Consider the following 12,946-nt stretch of genomic DNA (forward strand, 5'->3'; position numbering starts at 1 on the left):
CGGGGACGCCCGGGCGCCCCCCTTCGCCTCAGATGAACTCGAGCGGGTCGAACTCGTCGATCTCGATGACCCGCACCCGCGGCAGGCGGCTCTTGAAGGCGGAGATGTCGTACTCGAGGTCGAAGAACTCCATGCCGGGCACGTCCCGCAGCCCATTGGCCATGAACTCACCGAACCCGACGATGCCGACGCGGCGGTCCTCGTCCTCGGCGAGGTCCTCCATCTGCGGGGTGAAGTCGTTGTCGTGGCTGACGAGCATGACGTCCGCGTCGCGCTCGAGGAGGGCCTCCGCGGTGCGCTGGATCGCGATGTCGACGACCTTGCCCTCGCCCCGCAGCGGCACCGGCCGATAGCCCATGGCGAGCAGCGCCTGCACGAAGGAGGCGGGCAGGTCACCGGCGACGGCGAGGAAGAACAACCCCTTGACCGGCTGGTCCCAGGCCGCCTCGGTGTACTCGAGGAGCTTGTTCCAGCGTGGGCGCTCCTCGGGCTGGGGGCGACGGCCGAGGACCGAGACCCCGAGCGTCGCGTCGATGTTCTCGCCGTCGACGAGGAGGTAGGTGGTGCGATCGGCCATGGCCAGACCCTATAGCGCGGGAGCCGGCTCAGAAGTCGCGCGCGGCCTCACCCTCGCCACCACCGGCGGACCCGAGGTGGATCCGGCGGACGAGTCGGATGGTCGGTCGCACGACGAAGAGCACCGACCCCACGGTGAAGCACCAGATGGCGGCCGTCTCCGTCGCCTTCCAGAAGAAGAGGATGCTGCCGACGAGGAAGAGCAGCCCCGCGAGGAAGTCGTTGGCGATCGACAGCGCCTCGTACGCGCCGTCGACCCGCAGGTTCGTTGGGCCGAGCGTCACGGAGACGTCCCAGCGCCCGTCCCGGGTCTTCTGCCACATGCGTGTCCTCCTGAGGTCGGGTGCGTATCCTGCTCAGTCCTACCCGCCTACGCTGGCGGGACACCGAGGAAGGGAGATCCGCCATGTGCGTACCGGTGCGGTGCACGAGCTGCGGGAAGACGACCTGGTCGGGCTGCGGGGAGCACGTCGACGAGGTCCGGGCGCAGGTGCGCGCCGAGGACTGGTGCACGTGCGCCGAGGCCACGGCCCACTGACGAAGGGGGTCAACCCCGCCGGTCCTGCATCGTCACCCTGACGGTGGGCACCGGGGAGTCCGCCCCCGCGATCGTCCACATCCGGGCCAGCGTCGGCTGCAGCAGACGGTCGCCCAGCTGACCCACGAGGACGGCGACGGCCTGCTCCTCGACCGGGATGCGGCTGCGCGCGATCCCGTGCTCACGCAGCGTGCGCGTCTGCGCGATCGTCTCCGCGATGAGCTTGCGGGCCAGGCCCACGTCACCCGGGTCCGGGGTGACCACGACCCGCCGCAGGTAGTCGATCGCCTCGGGGTTCGCCTCGAACATGCGGGTCACCGCGTCGTCACGGCCCGCGACGACCTCGGCGGCGGGTCCGTCGAGCGGGACCGAGTCCAGTGCCCGGCGGAAGAGGTCGACGACGTGGTCGTCGACGCACCCGTGCAGCCCCTCCTTGCCGCCGAAGTGGTGCACGACCAGGCCCGGGGCCACGCCCGCGACGCGGGCGACCTCGCGCAGGCTCGTCGCGGCGACTCCGCGCTCGCCGAAGAGCCCGAGGGCGACGGTGAGGATGCGCTCCTTGGCATCGGCGGACGGGCCCGCCACTGGTGGGGTCACGGTGCCTCCCTTCGTCGTTGTCGGGGTCACACCGGGGACTATTGCACAGGTGTTCAGCGCGTGCGTAGGGTGCGAACTGAATCGCCGTCGCGTATCCGAGAAGGAGCCGGTTCATGCCCGAGCAGCCCCAGGCCGTCATCTACGACGCCGTCCGCACGCCCCGAGGGAAGGGCAAGTCGTCCGGCTCCCTCCACGAGGTCAAGCCGATCGACCTGACCGTCGGTCTCCTCGACGCCGTCCGTGAGCGCAACCCCGGCCTCGACGCCGCCCGGATCGACGACCTCGTCATGGGCATCGTCTCCCCGGTCGGCGACCAGGGCGCGGTCCTCCCGCGCATCGCGGCGCTGAAGGCCGGTTACCCCGAGCCGGTCGCGGGCGTGCAGCTCAACCGCTTCTGCGGCTCCGGCCTCGAGGCCATCAACCAGGTCGCGGCCCGCGTCCGCTCCGGCTTCGAGGACCTCTTCCTCGCCGGTGGTGTCGAGTCGATGTCCCGCGTCCCCATGGCCAGCGACGGCGGCGCCTGGGCGATGGACCCGGCGACGAACCTCGAGACCGGCTTCGTCCCGCAGGGCATCGGGGCCGACCTCATCGCCACCCTCGAGGGCTTCGACCGCGCCGAGGTCGACCGCTTCGCCGCGCAGTCGCACGCCCGTGCCGCGGCCGCGTGGGAGAACGGCTGGTTCGACCGGTCCGTCATCCCGGTCCGGGACGCCAACGGCATCACCATCCTCGACCGCGACGAGACCATCCGCCCGGGCACGAGCGCGGAGTCGCTCGGCGGCCTCAAGCCCTCCTTCGCCGCGATCGGCGAGCAGGGCGGCTTCGACCACGTGGCCCTGGAGAAGTACCACTCGACGGACGGGATCAACCACGTCCACCACGCCGGCAACTCCTCCGGCATCGTCGACGGCGCCTCGCTGGTGCTCATCGGCAACGAGAAGGCCGGCCAGGAGATGGGCCTGACCCCCCGCGCCCGCATCATCTCCACGGCCGTCATCGGCTCCGAGCCGACGATCATGCTCACCGGCCCGGCACCGGCCTGCCGCAAGGCCCTCGACCGCGTCGGCATGAGCGCCAAGGACATCGACCTCGTCGAGATCAACGAGGCCTTCGCGGCCGTCGCCCTCAAGCTCATCCGCGACATGGGCTGGACCGAGGAGCAGACCAACGTCAACGGCGGCGCGATCGCGATGGGCCACCCGCTCGGCGCGACCGGGGCGATGATCCTCGGCACCCTCGTCGACGAGCTCGAGCGCCGCGACCTCGAGCGCGGCATCGCCACCCTCTGCATCGGCGGTGGCATGGGCATCGCCACCATCGTCGAGCGCGTCTGAACCAGCGGACAAGGAAGCCAGGAACCAATGAGCGAGAACATGATCCGTTACGAGCGTGACGACGAGGGCATCGTCACCCTGACCATGGACGACCCGGACGCGGGCGCCAACACGATGAACGACACCTACACCCGGTCGATGGCCGAGACCATCGAGCGCCTCGAGGCCGAGCGCGACCAGATCACCGGTGTCGTGCTCACCTCGGCGAAGAAGACCTTCTTCGCCGGCGGCAACCTCTCCGACCTCCAGTCGGTGACGCAGGAGACCGCCGCGGAGTTCTTCGAGGGCATCGAGGGCATCAAGGCCCAGCTGCGTCGCCTCGAGACCCTCGGCCGGCCGGTCGTCGCGGCGATCAACGGCGCCGCCCTCGGCGGTGGCCTGGAGATCGCGCTCGCGACCCACCACCGCATCGCCGTCGACGACCCGAGGATCAAGCTCGGTCTGCCCGAGGTCACCCTCGGCCTGCTCCCCGGCGGCGGTGGCGTCACCCGCCTGGTGCGGATGCTCGGCATCCAGGAGGCGCTCATGGGCTGGCTGCTGCAGGGCCAGCAGCGCACCCCCGCGGCGGCCCTGGCGAAGGGGGTCGTCGACCAGCTCGTCCCCACCCGCGAGGAGCTCGTCCCCGCCGCCAAGGCGTGGATCCGCGAGCACGCGGACGACGAGACCGCGGCCGTGCAGCCGTGGGACGTCAGGGGCCACAAGATCCCCGGCGGCACCCCCAGCACGCCGCGCTTCGCCGCCAACCTCCCGGCCTTCCCGGCGAACCTGCGCAAGACGCTCAAGGGGGCGCCCACGAAGTCGCCCCGCGCGATCATGTCCGCCGCGGTCGAGGGGGCGCAGGTCGACTTCGACACCGCCAGTCGCATCGAGTCGCGCTACATCACCGAGCTCGCCGCCGGTCGCGAGTCGACGGCCATGATCCAGGCCTTCTTCTTCGACCTGCAGGCGATCAGCTCCGGTTCCCTCCGCCCCGAGGGCATCGAGAAGTCCTCGGTCGGCTCGGTGGGCATCCTCGGCGCCGGGATGATGGGCGCCGGCATCGCCTACTCCGCGGCCAGCGCCGGCATCGACGTCGTCCTCAAGGACGTCTCGATCGAGGGCGCGCAGAAGGGCAAGGCCTACTCCGAGAAGATCCTGGCCAAGCAGGTCGAGCGCGGGAAGTTGTCGGAGGATGCGAGCAGCGCCATCTTGGCCCGGATCACCCCCACCGCCGACGCGCAGGACCTCGCGGGCGTCGACGCCGTGATCGAGGCGGTCTTCGAGGACTACGACCTCAAGAAGAAGGTCTTCGCCGAGGTCGAAGCAGTGGTCGGCCCCGACACCCTGCTGTGCTCGAACACCTCGACGCTGCCGATCACGAGCCTGCAGGAGTTCACCTCCCGGCCGAAGGACTTCATCGGCCTGCACTTCTTCTCGCCGGTGGACAAGATGAAGCTCGTCGAGATCATCCGCGGCGAGCAGACCTCCGACGAGGCCACCGCCCGGGCGATCGACATCGTCCAGCAGATCCGCAAGATCCCGATCGTCGTCGGTGACGGCCGCGGCTTCTACACCAGCCGCGTCTTCGGCACGCTGATCCTCGAGGGGGCCACCGCGCTCGCCGAGGGCATCGACCCGCAGACGATCGAGCGCGCGGCGACCCAGGCCGGCTTCCCGGCACCGCCGCTGGCGATGCTCGACGAGGTCTCGCTGACCCTGACCCAGCACATCCGCGCCGAGGCCGACAAGGCCGCTGCCGCGGAGGGCCGGACCGTGGCGAAGGGCCCGGGCGAGGAGCTCATCGACACCATGGTCGAGCTCGGTCGCAAGGGCCGCGCCTCCGGGGCGGGCATGTACGACTACCCGTCCGCGGGACCGAAGGTCCTGTGGCCCGAGCTGCGCGAGCGCTGGGCGAAGGGGACCGAGGTCCCCTTCGTGGACCTGCAGGACCGCTACCTCTTCATCATGGCCCTCGAGACGGCCGGCTGCTTCGAGGACGGCGTCCTCTCCGACACCGTCTCGGCCAACATCGGCGGCATCTTCGGGATCGGCTTCCCCCCGCACACCGGTGGCCCGGCGACCTTCATGACCAACTACGAAGGGGGCCTGGCCGGCTTCGTGGCGCGGGCCAACGAGCTGGCCGACGCGTACGGGGAGCGGTTCCGCCCGAGCGCGTGGCTGACCGAGCGCGCCGCCAAGGGCACCCTCGTCGACGAGGCCTGATCGACGTGGACGCCCCCCTCGCCGGTGTGCGGGTCGTCTCGATCGCCATCAACCTGCCCGGGCCGGCCGCCGTCGCGCGGCTGGCCCGGCAGGGCGCGAGCGTGACGACCGTCCTGCCGCCCTCGGGTGATCCGATGGAGCAGTACGCGAGGCCGTACTTCGAGGAGCTGCACGTCGGGCAGGACGTCGTGCGTATCGACCTGAAGGACCCCGCCGGTCGCGCCGAGGTCGACGAGCTGCTCGCGGGGGCGGACATCTTCCTCACGTCCTCGCGCCCGTCGGCGCTGCGGCGCCTCGGGCTCGACTTCGCGACCGTGCACGAGCGGCACCCGCAGGTCTGCCAGGTCGACATCGTCGGTTATCCGGGCGAGGCGGCGGAGACTCCGGGGCACGACCTGACCTACCAGGCCGGCACCGGCATGGTGCGTGACGGGCGGATGCCGGCCACGCTCGTCGTGGACCTCGCGGGCGCCGAGCGGGCGGCTGCCGAGGGTGCCGCGGCGCTCGTCCAGCGGGCCCGGACCGGGGAGGGCGTGCGCCGTGAGGTCGCCCTGTCCGACCTGGCGCACACGATGTCCCGCCCGGTCGCCCACGGCCTCACCTCCCCCGGGGGCATGCTCGCCGGGGACCTGCCGGTCTACGCCGTCTACGCGGCGGCCGAGGGCCACGTCGCGCTCGCGGCGCTCGAGCCGCATTTCACGCGCTCCCTGCTCGCGGCCCTCGACCTGCCGGCCGAGGAGCTGACCACCCAGCGCCTCGCCGAGGTCTTCGCGGGTCGCACGGCGAGCGAGTGGGAGCAGTGGGCCACCACCCACGACCTGCCGCTCGTCGCCGTGGCCGACTGACCCCCTTCGTCACAGGAGAGACCGATGCCCGACATCCTCCAGCCCCAGCCCTACGTCTCGCCGTGGATGGACGTTGAAGACATCGTCGATGTGACGCAGTTGGCCCGGACCTTCTTCGAGCGGGAGGTCACGCCGAACCTCGAGCGTTTCGCCGAGCAGCACCAGGTCGACGAGGAGACCTGGCTGGCCGCCGGTGCCGCGGGGCTGCTGTGCATCTCCGTCCCCGAGGAGTACGGCGGTGGCGGCGGGTCCTTCGCCCACGAGGCCGCCGTCCTGTGGGAGCAGGGCAAGGCCGGTGACGACGCCCTCGGCTACTCCGTGCACTCCTCGATCGTCGCCCACTACATCCTCGCCTACGGGTCGGAGGAGCAGAAGCAGGCGTGGCTGCCGAGGATGGCCTCCGGCGAGCTCGTCGGGGCCATCGCCATGACCGAGCCGGGCACGGGGTCGGACCTGCAGAACATCCGCACCACCGCCCGGCGCGACGGCGACCACTACGTCGTCAACGGGTCGAAGACCTTCATCACCAACTCCTCCCACGCCGGCCTCGTCGTGATCGTCGCCCGCACCGGTGGTGAGGGCGCCCAGGGCCTGTCGCTGGTCGTGGCCGAGGTCGACGGGCTCGAGGGCTTCGAGCGCGGGCGGGTGCTGCACAAGATCGGCCAGCACGGGCAGGACACCCGCGAGCTCGCCTTCACCGACATGCGGGTCCCGGTGGCCAACCTGCTCGGCGAGGAGGAGGGGCAGGGGTTCTACCAGCTGATGACCCAGCTGCCGCAGGAGCGCCTGGCCATCGCGGTGGGGGCCGTCGCGTCCGCGGAGAAGGCCGTCGACCTCGCCGTGGCGTACACCAAGGAGCGCGAGGCCTTCGGCAAGCCGATCGCCGCCTTCCAGAACACGCGCTTCACGCTCGCCGAGGTGTCGACGGACGTGCTCGCGGCGCGCACCTTCCTCGACCACTGCGTCGGCCTGCACGTCGACGGGCGGCTCGACGCGGCGACCGCCTCCCGGGCGAAGTACTGGACGACGGACGTGCAGTGCGACGTCATCGACCGGTGCCTGCAGCTCTTCGGCGGGTACGGCTACGTGCTCGAGTACCCCATCGCCCGCCTCTACGCCGGCGCCCGGGTGCAGAAGATCTACGGCGGGACGAACGAGATCATGAAGGAGCTGATCTCCCGGACGCTGTGAGCGAGGCGCGGTCCCGCTCGGCGTGGAGGGCTGGCAGGACGCACCAGGCGCCGCCGAGTCCGATGACCCCCGCGAGGACCATGGCCACCTGGATGGACGTGTGGTCCGAGAGCAGCCCCAGCAGCGGGCTGCCCAGGGTGAACGCGGTGAAGGCGACCATGGACGCCATCGACAGCACCGTCGCCCGGTTGTCCGCGCGCGCCTCGCGGTGCAGCAGGGCGTTGTAGACCGGTCCGCCGAAGCCGTGCATCGAGTACGTCAGCAGGTGGGTCACGACGAGGGCGACCGGACCGAGGGCGAGTCCCATGGAGATCGCGCCGAGGCTGGTGAGGACCCGGCCGACGATCGCGGTGCGGGCGACACCGATCCGCAGGCTGAGCCACCCAGACGCCCTGGCGCCCGCGGCGAAGACGACCCAGGCGGCCGCGGCGACCGGCCCGATGATGACGGCGGCCCGGGCCTCGCCGCCGACGAGCTCGGCCATCCGCGCCGGCATGAGTGCCTCGAAGCTGATCATCGACGTCGACCAGAAGAGCTCGACGAGCACGAGGTAGCGCAGCACGCGGTTCTCGCGCAGCATCCGCAGCCCGGACCGGATGACGCCCGGCGCCCGGACGACCGACGCGCGCGCCGCCCCGAAGCCCCGCTGGTCGAGCCGGGCGGGCTCGTGGAGCAGGAGCAGGACGGCGAGGAGGTGGACGACGTTGAGCGCGACGAAGACGAGGATCGGCAGCCACAGGGCCGAGTGGCCCTGGACCGGGTGCCACGCCACGAGCACGGACGAGGCCACGGCACCGGCGCCCATCGACAGGCCCATGGTCGTGCCCATGCGGGAGAGGTCCTGGTCGACGTCGGTGCCCGGGTGGGTCTGGTGGACGGTGTCGACGAACCACGCCTCCAGCGGCCCGGAGTCCAGGGCCCGGAAGACCCCGAGCAGTGCCGCGGCCACGGCGAAGGTCACGAGCGAGTCCGCGACGAGGAAGGCCACCGCGGCCCCGACGTTGACGACCCCCGCGACGACGAGGAGCGGCCGACGGCCCAGGGCGTCCGCGATCCCGGAGGTCGGCAGCTCGAGGAGGAGGACGCAGGCGCCGGTGGCCGCACTGGCCGCGAGCGCCTGGGTCAGGGTCAGCCCGCGCTCGAGCATCCACAGCACGTGGAGCGAGACGACCAGACCGACCGGCAGCCACCGCGTGATGGTCAGCAGGAGCAGGACGCGGCGGGCGGCGTCCGGGGAGAGGTGGGTGGTGGTGTCGAGGCTCGTCCCTCGCACCTCAACCACCGTCCTGTGCGTCCCACGCCGGCTCCTCGGCGTCGACGAAGGTCGACACGACGACGTTGAACCGCCGCTCGCCCTCGCCGACCGGCCCGGGTGGACCGCCGTGCTCCTCGAGGACCTCCCAGATCAGCGACTCGAAGCGGTGCTGGATCTCGCGTGCCTGCTCGGCGGTGACCGCGAGCGCGGCGTCGCTGATCGACGTGACCACACGCCACTCCTGCGGCTCCCCGCCGCGACGCTCGGCGGCGGTCTGCATCCGCTGTGCCTGCTGACCCACGACCATGTGGTGGAAGGCGTCGGTGGCGTCCCTCCCTTCGTCGTCCGGGTCGTCCGGCTCGGGGACGGAGGTCATCTGGCTGACAGCCCGCCACCACCTCTCCCGCTTGGTGCCCATGCCGGGGGCCTCCTCGACGAAACCGTGCTCGGCCAGCTGGCGCAGGTGGTAGCTCGTCGCGCCCGAGTTGAGTCCGAGGCGCCGGGCGATCAAGGTTGCGGTGGCCGGACCGAGCGTGCGCAGCAGGCCCAGGATGCGCATGCGCACCGGGTGGGAGAGTGCCCTGAGCTGGGTGACGGGCAGCGCGGGGTCCATGACGCCCAGCGTAGAACCGCAAAGAGATGTTTGCAAACACTCCTTTGCACACAGCGGAGCCAACGAACTACTGCAGGCAGTAGCACGTATCGTCTGCATCAGCTCGAGCTACTGCTCGCGATACCAGGTACTGCCTGCAGTAGTTCGTGTGCGCCCGGAGGCGACCGCGGGCGTTAGTGTCGAGCCCATGTCCGCTCCGGCCTTCGGCGATCTCCCGAGCCCTCTCGATGAGTACCGCGACGAGGTCACGGTCACCGAGGGGATCGACGAGGTCGTGACCCTCGACGGTGTCCGGGAGGCGGCCGAGCCGCTCGCGGAGGCGATCGCCTCCGCCCGACTGCCCGGGATGCTCGCCGCCCGGGCAGCGAGCCGCCGGTTCGTCGAGGACGAGGGGATCACGTACGGCGCGGGCGCCTCCCCGGACGACGAGGACGTCGCCGACGGCCGCACCGTCCCGACCGAGCCCCGCACGTGGGAGCTCGACCCGCTCCCGCTGACCATCGGCGCCACGGAGTGGGCCAAGCTCGAGCAGGGCGTGCGCCAGCGTGCGGCCCTCCTCGACGGCGTCCTCACCGACCTCACCGGCGAGCAGCGCCTCGTGCGCGACGGCATCCTGCCCGGCACGGCGGTCTACGGCCACGACGGCTGGCTCCCGCAGGCCGACGGCATCCGGCTGCCCGGCCCGCGCCAGCTCGTCATGCCGGCGATGGACCTCGCCCGCGACCGCACCGGCACGTGGCGGGTCTTCGCCGACCGGACGCAGGCCCCGAGCGGTGCCGGTTACGCGATGGCCAACCGCCGCATCATCGCCCGCGTGCTGCCCGACCTGCACCGCAGCGTGGACCTGGCCCGCCTGCGCGGCTTCTTCTACCAGATGCACAAGGCCCTCATGGCCGCCGCGCCGCAGACCGACGACGTCCCGCGCATCGTCATCCTCACGCCGGGCAGCCTCAGCGACGCGGCCTACGACGAGGCCCTGCAGTCGACCGTCCTCGGCGTCCCCGTCGTCGAGTCCGAGGACCTCGTCAGCCGCGACGGTCGGATCTGGATGCGCACGACGAGCGGCCTGTCCCCGGTCGACGTCATCATGCGCCGGGTGGACGGCGGCGCCATCGACCAGCTGGACCTGCGCGGAGACTCCCGCCTCGGACTCCCCGGCATGGTCGAGGCGGCACGGCTGGGGCACGTCTCGCTGGTCAACCCGATCTCCTCGGGCGTGCTGGAGAACCCGGCGCTGATCCCCTACCTCCCGGCGATCTGCCGGTACCTGCTCGACGAGGACCTGATCCTCCAGTCCACCCAGACGTGGTGGGCCGGCGACCCCAGCCACCTCAGCCACGTCGTCACCAACCTCTCCAGCCTCGTCGTCAAGCCCGCCTCCCGCGGGGACGGCACGAACGGCGGCAACGCGGTCTTCGGCTGGGAGATCACCGCGGACGAGCGCGAGGAGCTGGCCCGACGCATCCAGGCCGAGCCGTGGAAGTGGACCGCGCAGGACCCGCTGACGATGTCGACCGCTCCCGTGGTCACCGCCGGCGGGCTCGAGCCGCGCCACGTCGTGCTGCGCACCTTCGCCGTCGCCGACGAGGAGGACTACGCCGTCCTGCCCGGTGGCCTGGGCCGTGTCGCCGTGCGCCCCGACTCCGGCGCCATCTCCAGCCTCACCGGCGCGATGAGCAAGGACGTGTGGGTGCGTGACGACACGCTCGTGGACGAAGGGGAGGGCCTGACCGCCCCGAGTCCGTTCGCCGGGGCGGCGGCGCTGGCCTCCGCGGCACCGCCGCCACGTGTCGCGGCCGACCTGTACTGGATGGGTCGGTACGGCGAGCGGGCCGAGTTCGCCGCCCGCCTGCTGCGGGTGGCCGACAACCTCGTCGACGACCACGCCGCACGCCCCGGCACGACCGGCCACACCGCGATGCTCGCCCTGCTGGAGGCGGTCACCTCCGTCGTGGCCGCCCGTCCCGGCTTCGTCGGCGAGGACGCGTGGGAGCGCCGGAAGGACCCGCTGCCGCACCTGCGCGCCCTCACCCTCGACCCGCGGGTCGTCGGCTCGGTCGCCTTCAGCACCCATCGCGCGGTCATCGCGGCCCAGGCCGTGCGCGAGACCCTCTCGGTCGACACCTGGCTGGTCATGTCGCGGCTCGAGCGCACCCTGCGGCACGCCGCCCCCGAGGACGATCTGCAGGAGCTGCTCATGGGGACCATCGAGGGTCTCCTCGCGCTCGCGGGCATCGGGGTGGAGTCGTTGATCCGCGATCCCACGTGGGCCTTCGCCGACGCGGGCAAGCGGGTCGAGCGCGCCCAGCAGACGACGCGGCTGATCACCTCGGTGCTCGCTGTCGAGCGGGCGCCCGTCGTCGAGGGCACGACGACCGAGGCGGCGCTGCTCGCGGCGGAGTCGGTCATCACCTACCGACGCCGGCTGACCAGCGGTCTCGGCGGGCTCTCCCCGCTCCAGGCCGCCGTCGACCTGCTGCTGCGCGACGGGAGCAACCCGCGCTCGGTGGGGTTCCAGGTCGAGCGGCTCGTCGAGGACCTCGAGCTCCTCGAGGACGAGCTCGTGCTGCCGTGGGTGCGCGAGCTCCGCGACCGCATCGCCGCACTCGACCTCGAGGAGCTCTTCGCCGACGGGCGCCAGCCCCTCTCGCGCGCGCTCACCGGCATCGGTGCCGACCTGCGCCAGGTCCACCGGGCCCTCGACGAGACCTACTTCCAGCGCAAGGCGGAGGGCCGCACGATCCAGTGGTTCCAGTGGAGCAGCGGGGAGGGGTCCTGGTGAGCTCCACACCCGACCGGCCGCCCGCCCCCGAGCCGACGACGACCGGCCCCGGACCGACGATCAGCCCGGAGCACCACACCCGCCGTCGGTACGAGGTGCGCCACCGCACCACCTACACCTACGAGGAGTACGTCACCGACTCCTACGGCCGGGCGATGCTGCGCCCGCGGAGCACGCCCCAGCAGCGCATCATCGAGCACGACGTGGAGATCGTGCCCGAGCCGCACATCCACACCGAGCACGTCGACCACTTCGGCAACTTCTCCAGCTTCTACGAGGTGCGCACCCCGCACACCGTCCTCGAGGTGTCCAAGCGCAGCATCGCGGAGGTCGACTGGCCGGCGCCGGACATGGAGCGGCTCGACTCCTGGACCGTCGCCGAGGTCGCCGCGGCGGTCTCCGAGGGGGAGGGCATCGACCGGGCCGAGGCGGCGCAGTACCTGCTCCCCTCCTCGCTCGTGGACCTCGACCCGGAGGTCATCGCCTACGCGGCGGGGATCCTGCCGCCCGACCGGCCCTTCGGCAGCGCCCTGATGGCCCTCTACTCCGACATCTACCGCGACTTCACCTACGCCAAGGGTGCGACGAGCGTGAAGACGACCCTGCCGGAGCTGCTCCGGGGGCGGGCCGGTGTGTGCCAGGACTTCGCGCACCTGGCCATCGGGTGCCTGCGGGCCGTCGGCATCCCCGCCAGGTACGTCTCCGGGTACATCGAGACCCGCCCTCCGCCCGGCGAGGCCAAGCTCGAGGGCTCCGACGCCTCGCACGCCTGGGCGGCGGCGATGACGCCGGAGGGCGACTGGGTGGACATCGACCCCACGAACAACCACTTCGCCGACTCGCGCTACATCGTCACCGGCTGGGGCCGTGACTTCCGCGACGTCTCCCCGCTGAAGGGCATCATCTTCTCCGAGGGCAGCGGCTCGACGCTGGACGTCGGTGTCGACGTCATCCGGTTGGGCACGGGCGATCCACGGGAGAGCGGCGCGTCGGGTGCCGACGACGGCCAGTAA

Annotated in this window: 12 protein-coding genes; 7 read left to right on the plus strand and 5 right to left on the minus strand. The window is 71.8% G+C overall.

The features are described 5' to 3' along the window. Positions 1-28: 28 nt before the first annotated feature. Together O9K63_RS12755 and O9K63_RS12760 are read right to left on the minus strand one after the other, a co-directional pair. Positions 29-577, minus strand: a complete 549-nt coding sequence (locus tag O9K63_RS12755) for an NYN domain-containing protein (RefSeq protein WP_277238382.1) — start codon at positions 575-577, stop codon at positions 29-31. 28 nt (positions 578-605) lie between these two features. Continuing rightward, positions 606-899, minus strand: coding sequence for a YrhK family protein (locus O9K63_RS12760; protein ID WP_277238383.1), 294 nt, complete (start codon positions 897-899; stop codon positions 606-608). 83 nt (positions 900-982) lie between these two features. Here O9K63_RS12760 and O9K63_RS12765 point away from each other — a divergent pair, with 83 nt between their 5' ends. After that, positions 983-1,114, plus strand: coding sequence for a hypothetical protein (locus O9K63_RS12765; protein ID WP_277238384.1), 132 nt, complete (start codon positions 983-985; stop codon positions 1,112-1,114). Between the two features lie 9 nt (positions 1,115-1,123). On the opposite strand, the gene O9K63_RS12770 is transcribed toward O9K63_RS12765, so the two are convergent. Continuing rightward, entirely contained in the window at positions 1,124-1,711 is a 588-nt protein-coding gene (locus O9K63_RS12770) for a TetR/AcrR family transcriptional regulator (protein WP_277238385.1), read from the minus strand. Positions 1,712-1,824: 113 nt separating this feature from the next. Between O9K63_RS12770 and O9K63_RS12775 the strand changes: the two genes are divergently transcribed. The 4 genes from O9K63_RS12775 to O9K63_RS12790 are packed head-to-tail and all read left to right on the plus strand — an operon-like array spanning position 1,825 to position 7,283. Further along, positions 1,825-3,045 (plus strand): acetyl-CoA C-acetyltransferase, encoded by a 1,221-nt coding sequence (locus O9K63_RS12775; protein WP_277238386.1) that lies wholly within the window; start codon positions 1,825-1,827, stop codon positions 3,043-3,045. A gap of 39 nt (positions 3,046-3,084) precedes the next feature. Next, positions 3,085-5,247 carry a 3-hydroxyacyl-CoA dehydrogenase NAD-binding domain-containing protein gene (locus tag O9K63_RS12780; protein WP_346771027.1) on the plus strand — a complete coding sequence of 721 codons (2,163 nt, stop codon included), beginning with the start codon at positions 3,085-3,087 and terminating at the stop codon, positions 5,245-5,247. A 5-nt stretch (positions 5,248-5,252) separates the two neighbouring features. Further along, complete coding sequence (locus O9K63_RS12785) at positions 5,253-6,092, plus strand: CoA transferase (protein ID WP_277238388.1); 840 nt, start codon at positions 5,253-5,255, stop codon at positions 6,090-6,092. Positions 6,093-6,116: 24 nt separating this feature from the next. Next, a complete protein-coding gene (locus O9K63_RS12790) occupies positions 6,117-7,283 on the plus strand; it encodes an acyl-CoA dehydrogenase family protein (RefSeq protein ID WP_277238389.1) in 1,167 nt (388 codons plus the stop codon). Here O9K63_RS12790 and O9K63_RS12795 read toward each other — a convergent pair. Beyond that, positions 7,252-8,556: an MFS transporter gene (locus O9K63_RS12795; RefSeq protein WP_277238390.1), complete on the minus strand. Its 1,305-nt coding sequence runs from the start codon at positions 8,554-8,556 to the stop codon at positions 7,252-7,254. The two genes, O9K63_RS12790 and O9K63_RS12795, sit on opposite strands and share 32 nt — an antisense overlap. Before the next feature lies 1 nt (position 8,557). Then, positions 8,558-9,151, minus strand: a complete 594-nt coding sequence (locus O9K63_RS12800; RefSeq protein WP_277238391.1) for an ArsR/SmtB family transcription factor — start codon at positions 9,149-9,151, stop codon at positions 8,558-8,560. Positions 9,152-9,338: 187 nt separating this feature from the next. Here O9K63_RS12800 and O9K63_RS12805 point away from each other — a divergent pair, with 187 nt between their 5' ends. Both O9K63_RS12805 and O9K63_RS12810 read left to right on the plus strand, forming a co-directional pair. Continuing rightward, positions 9,339-11,933 carry a circularly permuted type 2 ATP-grasp protein gene (locus O9K63_RS12805; RefSeq protein WP_277238393.1) on the plus strand — a complete coding sequence of 865 codons (2,595 nt, stop codon included), beginning with the start codon at positions 9,339-9,341 and terminating at the stop codon, positions 11,931-11,933. After that, the gene (locus O9K63_RS12810; RefSeq protein WP_277238395.1) at positions 11,930-12,946 is read left to right on the plus strand and encodes a transglutaminase family protein; all 1,017 of its coding nucleotides are present in this window, start codon (positions 11,930-11,932) and stop codon (positions 12,944-12,946) included. Before O9K63_RS12805 ends, O9K63_RS12810 begins: the two co-directional genes overlap by 4 nt.

This window comes from Janibacter cremeus (genome assembly GCF_029395675.1).
Taxonomy (GTDB): Bacteria; Actinomycetota; Actinomycetes; order Actinomycetales; family Dermatophilaceae; genus Janibacter; species Janibacter cremeus_A.